The organism is Pseudomonas sp. SCB32, assembly GCF_009189165.1.
Taxonomy (GTDB): domain Bacteria; phylum Pseudomonadota; class Gammaproteobacteria; order Pseudomonadales; family Pseudomonadaceae; genus Pseudomonas.
Map to the genome: position 1 here is coordinate 414971 of NZ_CP045118.1, position 18439 is coordinate 433409.

The 18439-nt window shown below is 66.1% G+C and carries 18 protein-coding genes; 5 read left to right on the forward strand and 13 right to left on the reverse strand.

Annotated features, from left to right (window positions below; all coding sequences use genetic code 11):
* Positions 1-58 precede the first annotated feature (58 nt).
* The 11 genes from hemW to GA645_RS02020 form a co-directional block, all read right to left on the reverse strand.
* Positions 59-1246 carry a radical SAM family heme chaperone HemW gene (hemW, locus tag GA645_RS01970; protein ID WP_152219472.1) on the reverse strand — a complete coding sequence of 396 codons (1188 nt, stop codon included), beginning with the start codon at positions 1244-1246 and terminating at the stop codon, positions 59-61.
* Positions 1243-1836: an RdgB/HAM1 family non-canonical purine NTP pyrophosphatase gene (gene rdgB / locus GA645_RS01975; RefSeq protein WP_152219474.1), complete on the reverse strand. Its 594-nt coding sequence runs from the start codon at positions 1834-1836 to the stop codon at positions 1243-1245. Before rdgB ends, hemW begins: the two co-directional genes overlap by 4 nt.
* A complete protein-coding gene (locus tag GA645_RS01980) occupies positions 1833-2255 on the reverse strand; it encodes a DUF4426 domain-containing protein (RefSeq protein ID WP_152219476.1) in 423 nt (140 codons plus the stop codon). Before GA645_RS01980 ends, rdgB begins: the two co-directional genes overlap by 4 nt.
* 20 nt (positions 2256-2275) lie before the next feature.
* Positions 2276-2896: a methionine biosynthesis protein MetW gene (metW, locus tag GA645_RS01985; RefSeq protein WP_152219478.1), complete on the reverse strand. Its 621-nt coding sequence runs from the start codon at positions 2894-2896 to the stop codon at positions 2276-2278.
* 11 nt (positions 2897-2907) lie between these two features.
* On the reverse strand, positions 2908-4047 hold the full coding sequence (locus GA645_RS01990; RefSeq protein ID WP_152219481.1) for a homoserine O-acetyltransferase: 1140 nt from the start codon (positions 4045-4047) through the stop codon (positions 2908-2910).
* Positions 4048-4122: 75 nt separating this feature from the next.
* Positions 4123-6090, reverse strand: a complete 1968-nt coding sequence (locus GA645_RS01995) for a dynamin-like GTPase family protein (RefSeq protein ID WP_152219483.1) — start codon at positions 6088-6090, stop codon at positions 4123-4125.
* 117 nt (positions 6091-6207) lie between these two features.
* Positions 6208-6498 (reverse strand): DUF167 domain-containing protein, encoded by a 291-nt coding sequence (locus tag GA645_RS02000; RefSeq protein WP_152219485.1) that lies wholly within the window; start codon positions 6496-6498, stop codon positions 6208-6210.
* Positions 6499-6504: 6 nt separating this feature from the next.
* Positions 6505-7098 (reverse strand): YggT family protein, encoded by a 594-nt coding sequence (locus GA645_RS02005; protein WP_152219487.1) that lies wholly within the window; start codon positions 7096-7098, stop codon positions 6505-6507.
* Positions 7099-7240: 142 nt separating this feature from the next.
* On the reverse strand, positions 7241-8314 hold the full coding sequence (locus tag GA645_RS02010; RefSeq protein WP_152219489.1) for a hypothetical protein: 1074 nt from the start codon (positions 8312-8314) through the stop codon (positions 7241-7243).
* A 146-nt stretch (positions 8315-8460) separates the two neighbouring features.
* Entirely contained in the window at positions 8461-9294 is an 834-nt protein-coding gene (gene proC / locus GA645_RS02015; protein ID WP_152219491.1) for a pyrroline-5-carboxylate reductase, read from the reverse strand.
* Between the two features lie 17 nt (positions 9295-9311).
* Entirely contained in the window at positions 9312-10001 is a 690-nt protein-coding gene (locus GA645_RS02020) for a YggS family pyridoxal phosphate-dependent enzyme (RefSeq protein ID WP_152219494.1), read from the reverse strand.
* Positions 10002-10073: 72 nt separating this feature from the next.
* On the opposite strand from GA645_RS02020, the gene pilT reads away from it, so the two are divergent.
* The 5 genes from pilT (at position 10074) to GA645_RS02045 (ending at position 15842) form a co-directional block, all read left to right on the forward strand.
* The gene (gene pilT / locus GA645_RS02025) at positions 10074-11108 is read left to right on the forward strand and encodes a type IV pilus twitching motility protein PilT (RefSeq protein ID WP_152219496.1); all 1035 of its coding nucleotides are present in this window, start codon (positions 10074-10076) and stop codon (positions 11106-11108) included.
* Between the two features lie 247 nt (positions 11109-11355).
* The gene (pilU, locus tag GA645_RS02030; RefSeq protein ID WP_152219498.1) at positions 11356-12501 is read left to right on the forward strand and encodes a type IV pilus ATPase PilU; all 1146 of its coding nucleotides are present in this window, start codon (positions 11356-11358) and stop codon (positions 12499-12501) included.
* Between the two features lie 78 nt (positions 12502-12579).
* Entirely contained in the window at positions 12580-12984 is a 405-nt protein-coding gene (locus GA645_RS02035) for a TM2 domain-containing protein (protein WP_152219500.1), read from the forward strand.
* Positions 12985-13302: 318 nt separating this feature from the next.
* Complete coding sequence (locus tag GA645_RS02040) at positions 13303-14676, forward strand: cystathionine beta-synthase (protein WP_152219502.1); 1374 nt, start codon at positions 13303-13305, stop codon at positions 14674-14676.
* A complete protein-coding gene (locus GA645_RS02045) occupies positions 14673-15842 on the forward strand; it encodes a cystathionine gamma-synthase (RefSeq protein WP_152219504.1) in 1170 nt (389 codons plus the stop codon). The genes GA645_RS02040 and GA645_RS02045 overlap by 4 nt, the downstream gene beginning before the upstream one ends.
* A 203-nt stretch (positions 15843-16045) precedes the next feature.
* Here the strand turns inward: GA645_RS02045 and GA645_RS02050 are convergent, their stop codons facing one another.
* The gene (locus GA645_RS02050; RefSeq protein WP_152219506.1) at positions 16046-17317 is read right to left on the reverse strand and encodes a dihydroorotase; all 1272 of its coding nucleotides are present in this window, start codon (positions 17315-17317) and stop codon (positions 16046-16048) included.
* A complete protein-coding gene (locus tag GA645_RS02055) occupies positions 17314-18318 on the reverse strand; it encodes an aspartate carbamoyltransferase catalytic subunit (protein WP_152219508.1) in 1005 nt (334 codons plus the stop codon). The genes GA645_RS02050 and GA645_RS02055 overlap by 4 nt, the downstream gene beginning before the upstream one ends.
* Between the last annotated feature and the right edge of the window lie 121 nt (positions 18319-18439).

The window sequence follows — 18439 nt, forward strand, 5'->3', positions numbered from 1 at the left end:
TCGAGGGTCGCCGGGGAGTGTACACGGGCGGCGCCAGCGGCGTCGCCCGGTGGGGCGGTCAGGGCAGGAAGCGCTGCAGCAGGTCGTTGAGGAACAACTGGCCACGCTCGGTGGGCGCCAGGCGCTGCGGGTCGTCGACCAGCAGGCCGTCGGCGCGGGCCTGGCGGCAGGCGTCGTCGATGGCGGCCAGCGGCAGGCCTGTACGCTCGGCGAACAGGGCCGCCGGAACGCCATCGGTCAGGCGCAGGGCGTTCATCATGAACTCGAAGGGCAGGTCGTCCGCCGGAAGCTCGCGCTCGCCGGCCTGGAAGGGCTTCTCCGGGTTCAGATAGTCCTTCGGCAGGCGGGTCTTCCAGGTGCGCAGGATGCGGCCTTCCGGGGTGCTCAGCTTGGCGTGGGCGCCGGCGCCGATGCCGAGGAAGTCGCCGAAGGTCCAGTAGTTCAGGTTGTGCCGCGCGCGCTTGCCGTCATGGGCATAGGCCGAAGTCTCATACTGGAGGTAGCCGGCCTGGGCGAGCAGCGCCTGGCCAGCCTCCTGGATTTCCCACAGCTGGTCGTCCTCGGGCAGCTCCGGCGGCTGGCTCCAGAACACCGTGTTCGGCTCCATCGTCAGCTGGTACCAGGACAGGTGCGTCGGCGCCAGCGCGATGGCTTGCTCGAGGTCGGACAGGGCATCGGCGACGCTCTGCTCCGGCAGGCCGTGCATGAGGTCCAGGTTGAAGTTGTCGAAGCCGGCGCGGCGGGCCATCTCGGCGGCGCGTATGGCTTCGTCGCCGTCGTGGATGCGGCCCAGTGCCTTGAGCTTCTCGGCCTGGAAGCTCTGGATGCCGATGGACAGGCGGTTGATGCCCAGTGCCCGGTAGTCGGCGAACTTGGCCTGCTCGAAAGTGCCGGGGTTGGCTTCCAGGGTGATCTCGATGTCGCTCTCGAAGCCGACCTGGCGTTCCAGGCCGTCGAGGATGCGCCCGAGCGCCTGGGCCGAGAACAGACTCGGCGTGCCGCCGCCGAAGAAGATCGAGGTCAGCTTGCGGCCATGGACATGCGTGCCGTCAGCGGCCAGGTCAGCCAGCAACGCCTCGACATAGGCGTCTTCCGGCAGCTCGGGCCCGGCAGCGTGGGAGTTGAAGTCGCAATAGGGGCATTTGCGCACGCACCAGGGAATGTGAACGTACGCGGACAGCGGCGGCAGGCGGAAGCCGGAAACCACCGGCCCTGCGTCGAGCCCGTGGCTTCCTGCCTGGCTCATAGTCCCAGCCGCTGCTTCAGCAGGGCCATCGCGCGGGCGCGGTGGCTGAGCTGGTTCTTCTGCTGCGGCGGCAGTTCGGCGCTGGAGCACTCGGCTTCCGGCACCCAGAACAGCGGGTCGTAGCCGAAGCCATGCTCGCCGCGCGCTTCGTGCAGGATACTGCCGTGCCAGAGGCCTTCGCAGAGGATCGGCAGCGGGTCGTCGGCGTGGCGGACCAGGGCCAGCACGCTGACGAACTGGGCGCCGCGCTCATCGTCCGGTACGTCCTTGAGGGCGTCCAGCAGCTTGGCGTTGTTCGCCGCGTCACCCTTGCCATCGGCATAGCGCGCGGAGTAGATGCCCGGCGCGCCGCCGAGGTAGTCCACCGCCAGGCCCGAGTCGTCGGCCAGCGCCGGCAGGCCGGAGATGCGCGCGGCGTTGCGGGCCTTGAGGATGGCGTTCTCGACGAAGGACAGGCCGGTCTCTTCCGGTTCCACATCGCTGAACTCGCCGATCGAGCGCACCTTCACGTGGGCGCCGAGCATGGCCTGGAGTTCCTTGAGTTTGCCGGCGTTGTGACTGGCCAGCACCAGTTGTTCGAGCTTGATCATTCGTCGGGGAAGATTTCCTGCATGAAGTCGAAGCTTTGCGGGGCTCCGCCTCCGGACTGTACCTGGATGGTGAAGGTCAGGGTTTCGCGGCCTTCGATGGGGAACTGCGCCAGGTTGTAGACGGCGCCTTCCTCGACCACGCGCTTGAAGGTCAGGGGAATTTCCTGGCCCATCAGGTTCTTCGCGGAACCTGCGACGGTGGCGTTGGCCGGCTTGCCGTTAGCGTCCAGCGGCACGATGTTGACCACGCCCTGGGCCTTGCTGCGCACCACGCCCACGGCCTGGGCGACCTTGGGCTGGAGGAAACTGGAGTTGAACACGCTGTAGTGGACCTGGAGGTCGCCCAGGCGTTTGACCTGCTCGGCGAAGGCGGGCAGGGCGAGGGCCAGGCAGGCGATGAAGGTAAGCAGGCGGCGCATGATAGTTCTCCTGGGGTCGATCAGATGGCAATGCGATGGTCCTGCACGCCAGGGCCGCTGACCCGATAAATGCCGATCTCACCCAACAGATTAGGCCAGATTCGCGAAGCCCAGCCATGCTGGTGCTCGCGGTCCACCGCCAGGTGGTCGAGAACCTTCACCTGCAACTGTCGGCACAGGGCCTCGAAGTCGCGGAAGGTACAGAAGTGAATGTTCGGCGTGTTGTACCAAGTGTACGGAAGGAAGTCCGACACCGGCATGCGACCGTTGCGCGCGAGGTACCAGCGGCAACGCCAGTGACCGAAGTTGGGGAAGGTGATGATGCAGGTCTTGCCCACCCGCAGCATTTCCGCCAGCACCTTGTCCGGGTAGCGCAGGGCTTGCAGGGACTGCGTCATCACCACCACATCGAAGCTATTGCTGGCGAAGTTGCCCAGGCCCTTGTCCAAGTCCTGTTCGATGACGTTGACGCCACGTTCGATGCACTTGGCGATTTTTTCGGCGTCGATCTCCAGGCCGTAGCCGCTGACCTGCTTGTGGTCGCGCAGCCAGGCGAGCAGTTCGCCGTCGCCGCAGCCCAGGTCGAGTACCCGACTGCCGGCGGGGATCCAGTCTTGGATGATGTCCAGGTCGGCGCGCATGGCGTTCCTTCTTATACGCTGATGCGGTTCATGTAACCGCCAAAGGCTTGCAGGTAGCGTGGAATCGGTATCAGGAAGGCGTCGTGACCTTGCGGTGCGTCGATTTCCAGATAGCTGACGTTCTTCTTCGCCGCCAGCAGGGCGTCGACGATTTCCCGCGAGCGCGCCGGGGAGAAGCGCCAATCGGTGGTGAAGGACATCAGGCAGAAGTCCGCCTTCACCCCGGCCAGGGTCCGCGCCAGGTCGCCGCCGTGGGCCGCGGCCGGATCGAAGTAGTCCAGCGCCTTGGTCATCAGCAGGTAGGTGTTGGCGTCGAAGCGGGTGGAGAACTCTTCGCCCTGGTAACGCAGGTAGCTTTCCACCTGGAACTCCACGCTGTGGAGGTCGTAGTTGAGCTTCTCCGATTTCATGTCGCGGCCGAACTTGGCGCCCATGGCGTCATCGGAGAGATAGGTGATGTGCCCGACCATCCGCGCCAGGCTCAGGCCGCGGCGGGGAATCACGTCGTGTTCCTGGAAGTGGCCGCCGAAGAACTCCGGGTCCGTGAGAATTGCCTGGCGCGCCACTTCGTTGAAGGCGATGTTCTGCGCCGACAGCTTGGGGGCGCTGGCGATGCACAGGCAGTGGCGTACGCGCTCGGGGTAGCTGATGGTCCACTGCAGGGCCTGCATGCCGCCCAGGCTGCCGCCGATGACCGCCGCCCACTGGGTGATGCCCAGGCGGTCGGCCAGGCGCACCTGGCTGTGGACCCAGTCTTCCACGGTGACCACCGGGAAGTCCGCGCCGTAGGTCTTGCCGGTGGTCGGGTTGAGGCTGGTCGGGCCGGTGGAGCCGTTGCAGCCGCCCAGGTTGTTCAGCGAGACGACGAAGAACTTGCGGGTGTCGATGGGCTTGCCCGGGCCGATGCAGCTGTCCCACCAGCCCGGCTTGCGGTCATCGATGCTGTGGTAGCCGGCGGCGTGGTGATGGCCGGAGAGGGCATGGCAGATCAGCACGGCGTTGCTGGCCGTGGCGTTCAGCTCGCCATAGGTCTCGATCACCAGCTGATATTCGGGCAGCGTCTTGCCGCAGGCCAGGGGCAGCGGTTCGCTGAACTGCAGTGTCTGGGGGGAGACCAGACCGACGGAATCTTCGGGGAAGACTGTAGGCATCGACCCAGCTCAAGAATAAAAAAGGAGGGTCAGTCTAAAGAGCGCCGCCCCTAGCGGCAAGCGCTGGGGCGGGGTTCAGGCGCGCTGCGAGCCGGGCAGCGTAACGACCTTGGCCTGGCGTTGCAGGGGCGAGGGACGGCGCAGCTGGCGGAGGACCTCGGAGGCGTCGGCGAGCTGCTTTTCCAGTTCTTCGGTGTAGCGCCCCAGCAGCAGCGAGCGCTGGCGCGCCTGCTGGGTTTCCTGGGCCAGGGCCTTGAGCCGCAGCATGTGGGTTTCCAGCAGCTGCTTGTGCTCCAGGCTGTACTGCATCAGCGGCATCAGCGCGTCGGTGGCCCACTGCTCGGCCTCCTCGCGCAGGCGCAGGTGCAGGCCGATGACTTCCTGGGCCACGGTGGCGAAGAAGCGCCGGGTGAGTACGCGTTGCTCGGTGAGCAGGGTCTTCAGGTGCAGGCGGAAACGGTCGGCCTTCTCCTGCAGGGTGGTCAGTTCGCGCAGGTAGCGCTCGACGCGGAATTGTGGCGCATCCAGTGCGTTGAGCGGGTTTTCCTGGTTGTGCCGCTGGTAGATGGCCGCGACCATGCGATTGGCCGTCTCCGCCTCGTGGTGCAGGTTGATGAGGTCGCCCTGCACGGTGTCGAAGAAGTGCAGGATGGCCTGGTTGATGCCTACCGTGGTCCAGCTGCCGCGCAGCTTGTGGTGGACCCGCTTCAGGTGCAGTTCCAGTCGCTCGGGGTGCAGCGCTTCGCGCAGCTGCTCGCCCTGGTGGCGCAGCAGGCGCTGGTTGGTCTTCAGGTTGAGCAGGCGTTTGTGATGCTGGCTGTGGTCTTCCTTGGTCCTGGCGGTCAGTTCGAACAGCAGTTGGCCGCTGTCGTGCTGTTGGCTGTCGAGCAACGCGTGTTGCTCCTTCACCTTCTCCAGGCGCACGCGCAGGGTGTGCTGGGTGTTGTTCACCAGCGCCAGCACCTGGCCGACCACGGCGCTTTCGAGCAGGCGTTCCTTTTGCGTGACGATGCGCTCGCAGAGCAGGTCTTCGAGGCTTTCCATCTGGCTGCGGGCGAGCAGTTCGCGGTCGCCGCGCACCTTGGCCAGCAGCGCCTGCTTGGCCGAGAGTGGCAGCACGTCGTCACGGGCGATGCCCAGCTGGCGCGCGGTGGCGTCCTGGATCCGGCGGATGGCGTTCTGCACGAAGCTCTCGCCGGCCAGGTCGTCCCACAGCACGTCGATCTTGTTCAGCACCGCGTAGAGCGTGGTGTGGCTGTCCTCGCCCAACTGGTGGATGTGGTTCTGCCAGATTGCCATGTCGGAGGCGGTAACGCCGGTGTCCGCCGCCAGCAGGAAGAGGATCGACTGGGCCGCAGGCAGCATCGACAGCGTCAGCTCGGGCTCGCTGCCCAGCGCGTTCAGGCCGGGGGTGTCGAGGATGCGCAGGCCCTGGCGCAGCAGCGGATGGTCGAAGTTGACCAATGCGTGACGCCAGGCCGGCACCAGCACCATGCCGGGCTTGTCGGTGGCATCCAGCATGTCCGGGTGGAAACCCAGCTGGATCGCCTGCTCCACCGGCAGTGGCTTGGTCTTGGCGACCTGGGCGAAGGCCAGGGCCATGTTGGCCGGGTCGGAGGTGTCCAGCGGGATGTTCACCCAGTGCCGGGGGATGCGCTTGAACTGCGCGACGCTGGCGTCGGCCATGCGGGTCTCGATCGGCAGCAGGCGGATATAAGGACGCTCCGAGCGCGGGTCGAAGAACAGCTCGGTGGGGCACATGGTGGTGCGCCCGGCGTGGGACGGCAGCATGCGCCGGCCGTAGTCCGCGAAGAACAGGCTATTGATCAGCTCGGTCTTGCCGCGCGAATACTCACCGACGAAGGCCAGCGTGATGTGGTCGACGCGCAGCAGGCGCAGGGTGCGTTCGAGTCGGCTCTCGATGTCCGGCGTATTGAGCCGGCAGCGCTCCAGCAGGCTGCGATAACGGGTGATCTCCCGGACCAGCTCGCGCTTCCAGGTAACGTAGGCATCGATCTGCTGACTGAGACGTTCCATGCTCATTCAAGCGTTCCTTAGGCTGGCGCATCCTGCGCGGGGATGGATACCTTGAATTATGCGATGGCGCGCAATAGCGTCAATTGGCCTTCATCACAATACCGAACGTAAGGTCGGCCAAGGTTACCGAGCGGTAATCCCCAACTCCGCCGGGAATTTCGTCGGCCGTGGGATGCGCACGCGCTTCTGGCGGTTCAGCTCACCGCTTTCCAGCTTCACCTGGCTTTTCGGGACGCCGAAGGCCTTGCCGAGGAACGCCAGCAGGTGGGCGTTGGCCTTGCCCTCCACCGGCGGCGCGGTGAGGCGGATTTTCAGACGCTCACCGTGCAACCCGGCGAACTCGTCGCGGCTCGCCTTGGGTTGCAGGTGGCAGTCGAGGATCAGGTCCTCGCCGTCCCAGTGGTAGAACGGCATGTCTGATTACATGAAAGGAGAGAGGATCTGCGGCATGCCGGTCATGGCTGCCAGGTTGCCGATCACCAGCATGTCGATCAGCTTCAGCGCGATGAAGGCGAAGATCGGCGAGATATCCAGGCCACCGAGGTTCGGCAGCAGCTTGCGGAACGGTGCCAGGAACGGCTCGCAGATCTGGTTCACCAGCTGGGCGCCGGGGTTGTAGCTGCCCGGAGCGACCCAGGAGAGGATCACGCTGATGATCAGGGCGAAGAAGAACACCTTGAGGAACAGCGAGGTCACCGCGATCACCGACCACACCAGCAACTGCAGGATGTAGCCGCCGACGCCGTAGCCCATCAAGGTCAGGGTGACGATCATCAGCACCAGCTGGACCAGGATCGCCAGCACCAGCGAGGCGAAGTCGACGCCGCCAAAGCCTGGGATGACGCGGCGCAGCGGATTCAGCAGCGGCTTGGTGGCGCGCACGATGAACTGGCTGAGCGGGTTGTAGAAGTCGGCGCGCACCAGCTGCAGGATGAAGCGCAGCAGCACGATCAGCAGGTACAGGCTGCCAAGTGTCTGGATCACATAGATGGCGGCTGTGGAAAGTCCGGTCATTGGGCGGTCCTTGGTAAACGTTGGGCGCCGGCGCGCAGGGCCGGGCGAATCGGGCGGTCAGTCAACGACGGCGCTGTAACGCCATACTGTAGGGAATTCATCGTCGCCGGTCGCGTGTAAGTGTGTTTCGTCACGTGCAAATTCAACCCCGCTTGGCCATCAGGTCGGGGCCGTTGCATGCCGGGTCAGCAGTCCGGCTCAGGCCCAGCAGGGTGAAACCGTTGGATTCCTGGCGGATGCTGACGTAGCGCTGGTTGCCTTCGGCCAGTGGCTGCGGGCTGTCCAGCTCGATATCCACCTGGAAGCGCGCGGGGTCGGCCTTGCAGCCGCGTACCGCGGTATAGGCCAGAGTGACGCCGCTGCGTTTGTTCAGGCCAGTGAGTTCTTCGCGAGCTGCCAGGGCCTTGTCGGCCCCGGACGGATCGGCCCAGGCGCGGGCCAGATCGGCGTCCACCCGCAGCCATTCATCGACGAAGCCGCGGCCATTGGACGCGGCGGGCTGGATGCGCTGGAAGGTTTCGCCGTCCTGGCGATAGCGGAAGATGCCGGGACGGGTCAGCAGGTCGCCGTCCAGGCTGCCGACCTCGGCGCGCCACTCGAAGCCGTCGGGGCGGGCCTTGAGCTGTACCTCCTGTTCATCGCGGACGTAATCGTGCTCGGTATGCAGCAGGGTGCGCTGGGCCTGATCAGCCGTGGCCGGGCGGATCACCTCCACTGCCAAGTGGCTCCAGCGCGAGGTACACCAGGGCGTGCCGTGCATCAGCGCGATGTCGCCGTTGGACAGGCGCTCGTACAGGTACAGGTCGCCGTAGGCGCCGGAGATGTCTTTATAAGGGCCGCTCTGCCAGTCCAGCGCACGCACCCAGGCATCGCCGTCGCGGCGATAACCGCGCAGGACGTTGTCGCTGCCGCAGGGAATGGCGAAGCCGCCGCTGACCAGCAGCAGCGGGGTAGGGCTGTCGCTCAGGCTGACGGCGATCTCGTTCTGGTCGGGCAGCGCGACTTCGTCGTCGCTGACCGGCTTCGGCGCGGGCAGCAGGCGCTGGCGCAGGTCGGCCTGTAGGGCATTGAGGTCCGGTGTGGCCTGGGCGCAGGCGAGGTGGGCGTCGAAGGCGTCGGCCAGTGTCTGTTTATAGTGCTCGATGGCCTGGCTGAGCGCTGGCGCGACGGTGTTGTCAGCGTCGTCGGCGAAACCGCTGGCCATGGCCTGCTGCATGGCCTGATAGGCAGTCCGTGCGGCCTCGTCTATGGGCGCGGCAACTGGACATTGCGCCGCCTGGGCGGCGGCGCTGGCCAGCAGGAAACAGACAGCGAGGGGTAGTGCGACCTTCCCTGGTCGCCGGGCGGCGTGCGTCATCGCAATCAGCGACCCAGTTGTTCGGCCAGCTCGGCGGAGCGGTGGTCGGCGGCGCCTACCGCCTTCTCTACCAGCGCTTCGAAACCGTTGGCCTGGAAAGTCTTGATTGCAGCTTCGGTCGTGCCATTGGGCGAGGTCACGCGGCGGCGCAGTTCGGCCGGGTCGACATCGCTGGTGGTGGCCATCTGCGCGGCGCCCAGGGCGGTCTGGCGGGCCAGCTGGCCGGCGACCTCGCGGGACAGGCCGAGCTTCTCGCCGGCAGCGGTCATGGCTTCCATCAGCAGGAAGAAGTAGGCCGGGCCACTGCCGGAGACGGCGGTGACCGCGTCGATCTGCTTCTCCGCGTCCAGCCACAGGGCGATGCCAACTGCGCTCAGCAGTTTTTCCGCCTGTTCGCGCTGGGCGGCGCTGACGCTGGCGTTGGCATACAGGCCGCTGGCACCCAATCCGACCAGTGCCGGCGTGTTGGGCATGCAGCGGACGATGGCGCGCGGCCGGCCGTCGACGGCGCCCAGCCAGCGTTCGAGGCTGGCGCAGGGAATGCCGGCGGCGATGGAGACGATCAGGGCGTTGCCGGACAATGCCGGGGCCAGGGCCTGGCAGACGTCCTTCATGACCTGCGGCTTGACCGCCAGGACCACCACGTCGGCGCCGCTGGCTGCGCTGGCGTTACTTTCGACGACTTCGATGCCGTGCTCGGCGGCGATCTTCGCGCGCTGCTCGGCGCCCGGGTCGCTGGCACGGATGTCGGCGGCGGCGACGCCCTTGGCGCGCAGGCCTCCGATGAGACTGGCGGCCATGTTGCCGGCGCCGATGAAGGCAATGCGGGTGCTGCTCATGGAGTCTCTTCCTTTATTCAGTGCGAGGCGCCGTAGTCGCGGGCGCCGAACAGGGCGGTACCGATCCGCACCCAGGTGGCGCCTTCGTCGATGGCGGCTTCGAGGTCGTGGCTCATGCCCATGGACAGGCTGTCCAGGCCGAGGTTCAGGGCGTGCATCGCCTCGCGCAGGCGGGCGAATGCGGCGTGCTGTGCGGCAACATCTTCAGTCGGTTCGGGAATCGCCATCAGGCCGCGCAGCTTCAGGTTGGGCAGTTGCGCCACCGCCTGGGCGAGGGCGGGCAGTTCTTCGATGGAGCAGCCGGACTTGCTGTCCTCGCCGCTGACGTTCACCTGCAGCAGGATGTTCAGCGGCGGCAGGTGCCCGGGGCGTTGCTCGGACAGGCGCTGGGCGATCTTCAGGCGGTCCACCGAGTGCACCCATTGGAAGTGTTCGGCAATCGGCCGGGTCTTGTTGGACTGGATCGGACCGATGAAATGCCAGGTCAGCGCAAGGTCCGCCAATTCCGTCTGCTTGGCCAGGGCTTCCTGCAGGTAGTTCTCGCCGAAATCGGCCAATCCGCAGGCGAAGGCTTCGCGGATATCGGCCGCCGGCTTGGTCTTGCTCACCGCCAACAGGCGCACCGAGTCCGGGGCGCGTCCGCAAGCTTGCGCCGCCTCACGGATGCGTGCGCGAACCTTTGCAATATTCTCTGCTATCGTGGACATTACCGTCGCTTTCCGCCCGGCTGCTGCGAGTTCTGCGGCATTCTACCTGCTTGCTCTTGATTGGGGAGTCCCATGGATATTACCGAGTTGCTCGCCTTCAGCGCCAAGCAAGGTGCTTCGGACCTGCACCTCTCGGCCGGTCTGCCGCCGATGATCCGCGTCGACGGGGACGTTCGCCGGATCAACCTGCCGCCACTCGAGCACAAGCAGGTCCATGCGCTGATCTACGACATCATGAACGACAAGCAGCGCAAGGACTTTGAAGAGTTCCTCGAGACCGACTTCTCCTTCGAAGTCCCCGGGGTCGCCCGTTTCCGGGTCAATGCCTTCAACCAGAACCGTGGCGCCGGCGCCGTGTTCCGTACCATTCCCTCCAAGGTACTCACGATGGAGGACCTGGGCATGGGAGAAGTGTTCAAGCGTATTACGGACGTGCCGCGCGGCCTCGTGCTGGTGACCGGCCCGACCGGCTCGGGCAAGTCCACCTCGCTGGCGGCGATGCTCGATTACCTGAACAACACCAAGTACAGCCACATCCTCACCGTCGAAGACCCGATCGAATTCGTCCACGAGTCGAAGAAGTGCCTGGTCAACCAGCGCGAGGTGCACCGCGATACCCTCGGCTTCAACGAGGCGCTGCGCTCGGCCCTGCGTGAAGACCCGGACATCATCCTGGTGGGCGAGATGCGCGACCTGGAGACCATTCGCCTGGCGCTGACCGCCGCGGAAACCGGTCACCTGGTCTTCGGTACCCTGCACACCACCTCCGCGGCCAAGACCATCGACCGTATCGTCGACGTGTTCCCCGCCGAGGAAAAGTCCATGGTTCGCTCCATGCTTTCCGAATCCTTGCAGTCGGTGATCTCCCAGACCCTGCTGAAGAAGATCGGCGGCGGTCGGGTGGCGGCCCACGAGATCATGATCGGCACCCCGGCGATCCGTAACCTGATCCGTGAAGACAAGGTCGCGCAGATGTACTCGTCGATCCAGACCGGCGGTGCGATCGGCATGCAGACCCTGGACATGTGCCTGAAGGGTCTGGTCGCCAAGGGTCTGGTGACCCGCGAGGCGGCCAAGGAAAAGGCCAAGATTCCGGAAAACTTCTAAGAGCCTGCTTTCGATCTGCTGCGCGTCGGCAGAGCGGCGTTGAAATCGGTCTCGGGATGCTCATTTACTGAACGTAAACTCTGCTCCCTTCACCGATTTCCCCTTGTTCTGCTCTGGCTCGCGAGATCGTAAACAGGCTCAAAACCACCGGGCCGATCACCGGCCCGGCGCACGGAGCGCGCCACACGCACTCGCTCCGTGATCCGACAGCATTGTCGTAGTCAGCGTGAACCCGGCGGGAACGATCATGGAATTCGAGAAGCTGTTGCGCCTCATGGTGGAAAAGGGTGCCTCCGACCTCTTCATCACGGCGGGCGTGCCGCCTTCGATGAAGGTCAACGGCAAGGTGCTGCCGGTGACCAAGACCGCGCTGTCGCCGGAGCAGACCCGTGAAACCGTGCTCTCGGTGATGAACGAGCAGCAGCGCCGCGAGTTCGCCGAGAACCACGAGTGCAACTTCGCCATCAGCGCCCGTGGCGTCGGCCGTTTCCGTGTCAGTGCCTTCTACCAGCGCAACCTGGTGGGCATGGTGCTGCGCCGCATCGAGACCAACATCCCGACCATCGAAGACCTCAAGCTGCCGGAAGTCCTCAAGAAGCTGGCGATGACCAAGCGTGGCCTGGTGATCTTCGTCGGTGCCACCGGTACCGGTAAGTCCACCTCGCTGGCGGCGATGATCGGCTACCGCAACAAGAACTCCACCGGCCACATCATCTCCATCGAAGACCCGATCGAATACATCCACCAGCACCAGGGTTGCATCGTCACCCAGCGCGAGGTGGGCTTGGATACCGATTCTTTCGAAGTGGCCCTGAAGAACACCCTGCGCCAGGCGCCTGACGTGATCATGATCGGCGAGGTGCGCTCGCGCGAGACCATGGACCACGCGGTGGCCTTCGCCGAAACCGGCCACCTGTGCCTGGCGACCCTGCACGCCAACAACGCCAACCAGGCGCTGGAGCGGATCATCCACTTCTTCCCGGCCGACCGGCATGGCCAGGTGTGGATGGACCTGTCGCTCAACCTCAAGGCCATCGTCGCCCAGCAGCTGGTGTCGACCCCGGACGGCAAGGGCCGCCGCGCGGTGATCGAGGTGCTGCTGAACACCCCGCTGGCCGCCGACCTGATCCGCAAGGGCGAGGTGCACGAGCTCAAGCCGCTGATGAAACGCTCCACCGAGCAGGGGATGCAGACCTTCGACCAGGCGCTGTACCAGCTCTACAGCCAGGGCGAGATCACCTACGAAGACGCACTGGCGTACGCCGACTCGGCCAACGACCTGCGCCTGATGATCAAGCTGGGTTCGGAAACCGATGCCGACCACCTCTCCACCATGACCCAGGGGTTGACCCTGGAGATGAGCGACGACGACCCCAATCGCCGATTCCGCTGATCGACGATGCCCGAGAAGCCCGCCTAGCGCGGGCTTTTCGTTTATTCTGGGTGTACCGCAACAACACGGGAGAAAGGCATGTCCGCCAACCCTGACACCCACAGCAAGGTCATTGGCTACCTGCTGTGGATCTTTGGCTTCACCGGCTCACACCGCTTCTACTATGGTCGCCCCATCACCGGGACCATCTGGTTCTTCACCCTCGGCCTGTTCTTCATCGGCTGGATCATCGACCTGTTCCTCATCCCCTCCATGGACGATGCGGCGGACCGCCGTTACCGCGCCGGCGGAGTGGACTACAACGTCGCCTGGATCCTGCTGACCTTCCTCGGCGTGTTCGGCGTGCACCGCATGTACATGGGCAAGTGGCTCACCGGCATCCTCTATCTGTGCACCGGCGGGCTGTTCTTCATCGGTGTGCTCTACGACTTCTGGACCCTGAACAGCCAGATTTCCGAGCGCAACGGTCCGCAGCGCATCTGATTCCAGCGCGCTCTTGCGGCTTTGCCGCCGCGGGCCTGGCGCGACTCTGCGGCGGGTCCGACTCCGTATCCCCTGTAGGAGCGTGCCATGCCCGCGATCGCGCCCATGGGGCGCTCCTACAGGTAAAGGCCGTGCATACCTGTTGCGCTTGCAGGAGCGGACTCAATCCGCGACGGCCCGCCCCACGCCGGAGTCCGTGCCGGCACCGCCGTCTTTCGTCGCACCGCCTGGCGATCCCTTCGCCGCCCGCCTAAGGTCAGGAGGACAGTAGCAGGCGCCGCCGGGCGATCCCTGGGGCGCCAAGAAGGAGTGGCTGCCATGAGCAACGAATCCCGTCCCGCGGTACTCGACCTGATCGGCAATACCCCCATGGTCCGCGTCACGCGCTTCGATACCGGACCCTGCACCCTGTTCCTCAAGCTCGAATCGCAGAACCCCGGCGGCTCCATCAAGGACCGCATCGGCGTCGCCATGATCGAAACCGCCGAGCGACAAGGCCGGCTCAAGCCCGGCGGCGTGATAGTCGAAGCCACCGCCGGCAATACCGGGCTAGGGCTGGCGCTGGTCGGCCGCGCCAAGGGCTACCGGGTCGTGCTGGTGGTGCCGGACAAGATGTCCACCGAGAAGGTGCTGCACCTGCGGGCCATGGGCGCCGAGGTGCACATCACCCGCTCCGATGTCGGCAAGGGGCACCCGGAGTACTACCAGGACGTCGCCGCGCGGCTGGCGAAGGAGCTGCCCGACGCCTTCTTCGCCGACCAGTTCAACAACCCGGCCAACCCCCTGGCCCACGAGACCGGCACCGGTCCGGAGATCTGGGCGCAGACCGGCCATGACCTCGACGCCGTGGTGGTCGGGGTCGGCTCCGCCGGTACCCTGACCGGACTGACCCGCTTCTTCCAGAAAGTCCAGCCGAAGCTGGAAATGGTCCTGGCCGATCCGGTGGGATCGATCATGGCCGAGTACTCTCGCTCCGGCACCATCGGTACGCCCGGCTCCTGGGCGGTGGAGGGCATCGGCGAAGACTTCGTGCCGTCGATCGCCGACCTTTCCAGCGTGCGCCACGCCTACTCGATCAGCGACGAAGAAAGCTTCGCCACCGCCCGGGAGCTGTTGCGCAACGAAGGCATTGCCGCCGGTTCATCCACCGGCACCCTGCTGGCCGCCGCGCTGCGCTTCTGCCGCGAGCAGACCGAACCCAAGCGCGTGGTCAGCCTGGTCTGTGACACCGGCACCCGCTACCTCTCGAAGATCTACAACGACCAGTGGATGACCGACCAGGGCCTGCTGCAGCGCAAGCGTTACGGCGACCTGCGCGACATCGTCGCGCGGCGCTTCGAGGAGGGCCGGGTGGTCAGCGTCGGCCCCGGCGACACCTTGCTCACCGCCTTCCAGCGCATGCGCCTGGCGGACGTCTCGCAGCTGCCGGTACTGGACGGCGGGCGGCTGGTGGGTGTCATCGACGAGTCGGACATTCTGATGGGCGTCCACGACGATCCCAGCCACTACCGCTGCGATGTTGCCAGCGCCATGAGTAATGCGCCCGAAACCCTTGCGCCCGGCGCCAGCCTGGCGGAGCTCGAGGCGGTGCTCGATCGCGGGCTGGTGGCGATCATCGCCGATGCCTCGGGCTTCCATGGCCTGATTACCCGTTTCGATCTGCTCAACCATTTGCGGAGGACCCTCGCATGAGCCAGCACCACGACCGCCTCGGTTTCGCCACCCGTGTGATCCATGCGGGCCAGGAGCCGGACCCGTCCACCGGGGCGATCATGCCGCCGATCTACGCCAACTCCACCTACCGCCAGGACAGCCCTGGCGTGCACAAGGGGCTGGACTACGGCCGCTCGCACAACCCCACGCGCTGGGCGCTGGAGCGCTGCGTGGCGGACCTGGAAGGCGGCACCAAGGCATTCGCCTTCGCCTCCGGTCTGGCGGCGATTTCGGCGGTGCTGGAGCTGCTCGACGCCGGCTCCCACGTCGTTTCCGGCAATGATCTCTACGGCGGCACCTTCCGCCTGTTCGAGCGGGTACGCCGCCGCAGCGCCGGGCATGACTTCCACTTCGCCGACCTGGCCCAGCCCGGCGCGCTGGAAGCGGCGCTCACCGACAAGACTCGCATGGTCTGGGTGGAAACCCCGAGCAACCCGCTGCTGCGCCTGACCGATCTGGCCGCCATCGCCCGTACCTGCCGCGAGCGCGGCATCCTCTGCGTGGCCGACAACACTTTCGCCAGTCCCTATGTACAGCGCCCGCTGGACCTGGGCTTCGACATCGTCGTGCACTCCACCACCAAGTATCTCAATGGCCATTCGGACGTGATCGGCGGCATCGCCATCGTCGGTGACAACCCTGACCTCGCCGAACGCCTGGGCTTCCTGCAGAACTCGGTGGGCGCCATCGCCGGCCCGTTCGACGCCTTCCTCACCCTGCGCGGGGTGAAGACCCTGGCTCTGCGCATGGAACGGCACTGCGCCAACGCCCTGGAGCTGGCCAAGTGGCTGGAGCAGCAGCCGCAGGTGAAGCGGGTCTATTACCCCGGTCTTGCCTCGCACCCGCAGCATGAACTGGCGCGCAAGCAGATGAAGGGCTTCGGCGGGATGATCTCGCTGGATCTGAATACCGACCTCGCCGGCTCGAAACGTTTCCTGGAGAACGTCCAACTGTTCGCCCTGGCGGAAAGCCTGGGTGGCGTGGAAAGTCTGATCGAGCACCCGGCGATCATGACCCACGCCAGCATCCCGGCGGAGAACCGCGCGGAGCTGGGCATCGGTGACTCGCTGATTCGGCTGTCGGTGGGGGTGGAGGACGTGGAGGACCTGCGCGCCGACCTGGCCAGGGCCCTGGCGACGATCTGACGCCCTGCGCCGACCCGCTTTCCGTAGAAGCCGCGCACGCCTGCGCCTTCGTAGGATGGTGTGGAGCGAAGCGATACCCATCATTTGCGGCACTGACAGCATGGGTATCGCTGCGCTCCACCCATCCTACGTCCGAGCTCCCTGCACGGGCGCTAAAGAAAAAGCCCGCCAATCGGCGGGCTTTTTTATGGAACAGTGCAGCGTTACACCGCGTGGACGATATGCCCGTCCACCAGGGTGCAGCGCACCACGCCCGGCAGGCAGTGGCCAAGGAACGGGCAGTTCTGGCCACGGGAGTGCCAGGTCTCGCCCGCCAGGGTCTGGCCGTCGGCTTCGAACAGCACCACGTCTGCCGCAGCACCCACCGCCAGCTTGCCGGCTGGCAGGCGCAAGGCGGCGGCCGGGCCGCTGGACAGACGCGCCAGCAGGGTCGGCAGGTCGAGCAGGCCGTCCTGCACCAGGGTCATGGCCAGCGGCAGCAGCAGTTCGACACTGCTGATGCCCGGGTCGGTGGCGGCGAACGGGGCGTTCTTCGCGTCCGGCTCGTGGGGCTGGTGGTGGCTGGCGATGGCCTGGATCACGCCACTCTTCACCGCTTCGCGCAGGGCGTCGCGGTCCTTGCGCGAGCGCAGCGGCGGCTGCACGTGGTACAGGCTGGAGAAGTCCGCCAGCGCCTCGTCGGTGAGGATCAGCTGGTACAGCGCCACGTCGGCGGTGACCGGCAGGCCGCGGGCCTGGGCCTGGGCGATCAGCTCGACGCCACGGGCGCTGGTCAGCTGGCTGAAGTGCGCGCGCACGCCGGACTGTTCCACCAGCAGCAGGTTGCGCGCCAGGGCCACGGACTCGGCGGTTTCCGGGATGCCGGCCAGGCCGCGGAAGCTGGCAGTCGGGCCTTCGTGGGCGATACCGCCTTCGGCCAGGTCGTGGTCCTGGGAGGTGAAGATCACGGTCAGGTCGAAGGTTGCTGCGTATTCCAGCGAGCGCAGCAGCACGCGGTTGCTCGCCATCGGCGCCAGGCCGTTGGTGAAGGCCACGCAGCCGGCGTCGCGCAGGGCGACCAGCTCGGACAGCTGCTCGCCGCCCAGGCCCTTGGTCAGGGCGCCGATGGGGAAGACCTTGGCGTTGCCGGCCTCGCGGGCGCGGTCGAGGATCAGCTCGGCCACCGCCGAGGTGTCCAGCACCGGTTTGGTCTGCGGCGGGAAGCACAGGCTGGTGACGCCACCTGCAGCGGCGGCGCGGGTTTCGCTTTCGATGCTGCCCTTGCGGCTGTAGCCCGGCTCGCGCAGGGCAACGCTCAGGTCTACCAGGCCAGGCGCGGCGATCAGGCCGGCGGCGTCGATTTCCTGGGCGGCGTGGAAGTCGGCGGGGGCATCGCCGATGGCGATGATGCGGCCGGCCTCGATGTGCAGGTCGCAGACCTTGTCCAGGCCGCTGGCCGGGTCGATCAGGTGGGCGCCACGAATACTGACGGTCATTGCGCGTCCTCCTGTTCCAGCTGTCGTTGCGCGTTCTGGCCGCTCATGGCCATGGACAGCACGGCCATGCGGATGGCGATGCCGTAGGTGACCTGGTTGAGGATCACCGACTGTTCGCCGTCGGCCACGGCGGAGTCGATCTCCACGCCGCGGTTGATCGGGCCGGGGTGCATGACGATGGCATCGGGCTTGGCCAGCTTCAGGCGCTTCTGGGTCAGGCCGTAGAGCTTGAAGAACTCGCCTTCGCTGGGCAGCAGGCCGCCGGCCATGCGCTCGCGCTGCAGGCGCAGCATGATCACCACGTCGACGTCCTTCAGGCCCTCGTTGGCGTCGGTGAACACCTTTACCCCGTATTGCTCTTCCAGGCCCACCGGCAGCAGGGTGCGCGGGGCGATGACGCGGATGTCCGGGCAGCCCAGGGTTTTCAGCGCGAGCATGTCGGAGCGTGCCACCCGCGAGTGCAGGATGTCGCCGACGATGGCCACCGAGAGGTTCTCGAAGCTGCCCTTGTGGCGGCGGATGGTGAGCATGTCGAGCATGCCCTGGGTCGGGTGGCCGTGGCGGCCGTCGCCACCGTTGATTACGGCGACATTGGGGCTGACGTGTTCGGCGATGAAGTGCGCGGCGCCCGAGTCGCTGTGGCGCACGACGAACATGTCGGCGGCCATGGCTTCCAGGTTGCGCAGGGTGTCGGTGAGCGTCTCGCCCTTGCTGGTCGAGGAAGTCGACACGTTCAGCGAGATGACGTCGGCGGACAGGCGCTGGGCGGCCAGTTCGAAGGTGGTGCGGGTGCGTGTGGAGTTCTCGAAGAACACGTTGCACACGGTCTTGCCGCGCAGCAGCGGGACTTTCTTCACCGCGCGGGCGCCGACTTCGAGGAAGGAGTCGGCGGTATCGAGGATTTCAGTCAGCAGTTCGCGGGACAACCCGTCGAGCGAGAGGAAGTGGCGCAGCTGGCCCAGGTCGTTGAGCTGCAGCGGGCGCTTGGCGTCGGTCGGCATGTGGCAGGCCCTGAAAGTAGGAGGTGGAGGTCCAGGCGCGCGGGGCTGGAACCTGTTTACGATCTGCTGCGCGTCGGCATAACGGCGTTGAAATCGCTCTCGGGATGCTCATTTACTGCGT

Bases quoted from the DNA above. Each gene is read 5' to 3' on its own strand.
- GA645_RS02045 (WP_152219504.1), top strand. From the start codon at position 14,673: ATGAGCCAGCACCACGACCGCCTCGGTTTCGCCACCCGTGTGATCCAT.
- hemW (WP_152219472.1), bottom strand. From the start codon at position 1,246: ATGAGCCAGGCAGGAAGCCACGGGCTCGACGCAGGGCCGGTGGTTTCC.
- GA645_RS02000 (WP_152219485.1), bottom strand. From the start codon at position 6,498: ATGCCGTTCTACCACTGGGACGGCGAGGACCTGATCCTCGACTGCCAC.
- metW (WP_152219478.1), bottom strand. From the start codon at position 2,896: ATGCGCGCCGACCTGGACATCATCCAAGACTGGATCCCCGCCGGCAGT.
- GA645_RS02010 (WP_152219489.1), bottom strand. From the start codon at position 8,314: ATGCAGCAGGCCATGGCCAGCGGTTTCGCCGACGACGCTGACAACACC.
- GA645_RS02005 (WP_152219487.1), bottom strand. From the start codon at position 7,098: ATGACCGGACTTTCCACAGCCGCCATCTATGTGATCCAGACACTTGGC.
- pilT (WP_152219496.1), top strand. From the start codon at position 10,074: ATGGATATTACCGAGTTGCTCGCCTTCAGCGCCAAGCAAGGTGCTTCG.
- proC (WP_152219491.1), bottom strand. From the start codon at position 9,294: ATGAGCAGCACCCGCATTGCCTTCATCGGCGCCGGCAACATGGCCGCC.
- GA645_RS01995 (WP_152219483.1), bottom strand. From the start codon at position 6,090: ATGAGCATGGAACGTCTCAGTCAGCAGATCGATGCCTACGTTACCTGG.
- GA645_RS01990 (WP_152219481.1), bottom strand. From the start codon at position 4,047: ATGCCTACAGTCTTCCCCGAAGATTCCGTCGGTCTGGTCTCCCCCCAG.
- GA645_RS02020 (WP_152219494.1), bottom strand. From the start codon at position 10,001: ATGTCCACGATAGCAGAGAATATTGCAAAGGTTCGCGCACGCATCCGT.
- GA645_RS02055 (WP_152219508.1), bottom strand. From the start codon at position 18,318: ATGCCGACCGACGCCAAGCGCCCGCTGCAGCTCAACGACCTGGGCCAG.
- pilU (WP_152219498.1), top strand. From the start codon at position 11,356: ATGGAATTCGAGAAGCTGTTGCGCCTCATGGTGGAAAAGGGTGCCTCC.
- GA645_RS02035 (WP_152219500.1), top strand. From the start codon at position 12,580: ATGTCCGCCAACCCTGACACCCACAGCAAGGTCATTGGCTACCTGCTG.
- GA645_RS02050 (WP_152219506.1), bottom strand. From the start codon at position 17,317: ATGACCGTCAGTATTCGTGGCGCCCACCTGATCGACCCGGCCAGCGGC.
- GA645_RS01980 (WP_152219476.1), bottom strand. From the start codon at position 2,255: ATGCGCCGCCTGCTTACCTTCATCGCCTGCCTGGCCCTCGCCCTGCCC.
- GA645_RS02040 (WP_152219502.1), top strand. From the start codon at position 13,303: ATGAGCAACGAATCCCGTCCCGCGGTACTCGACCTGATCGGCAATACC.
- rdgB (WP_152219474.1), bottom strand. From the start codon at position 1,836: ATGATCAAGCTCGAACAACTGGTGCTGGCCAGTCACAACGCCGGCAAA.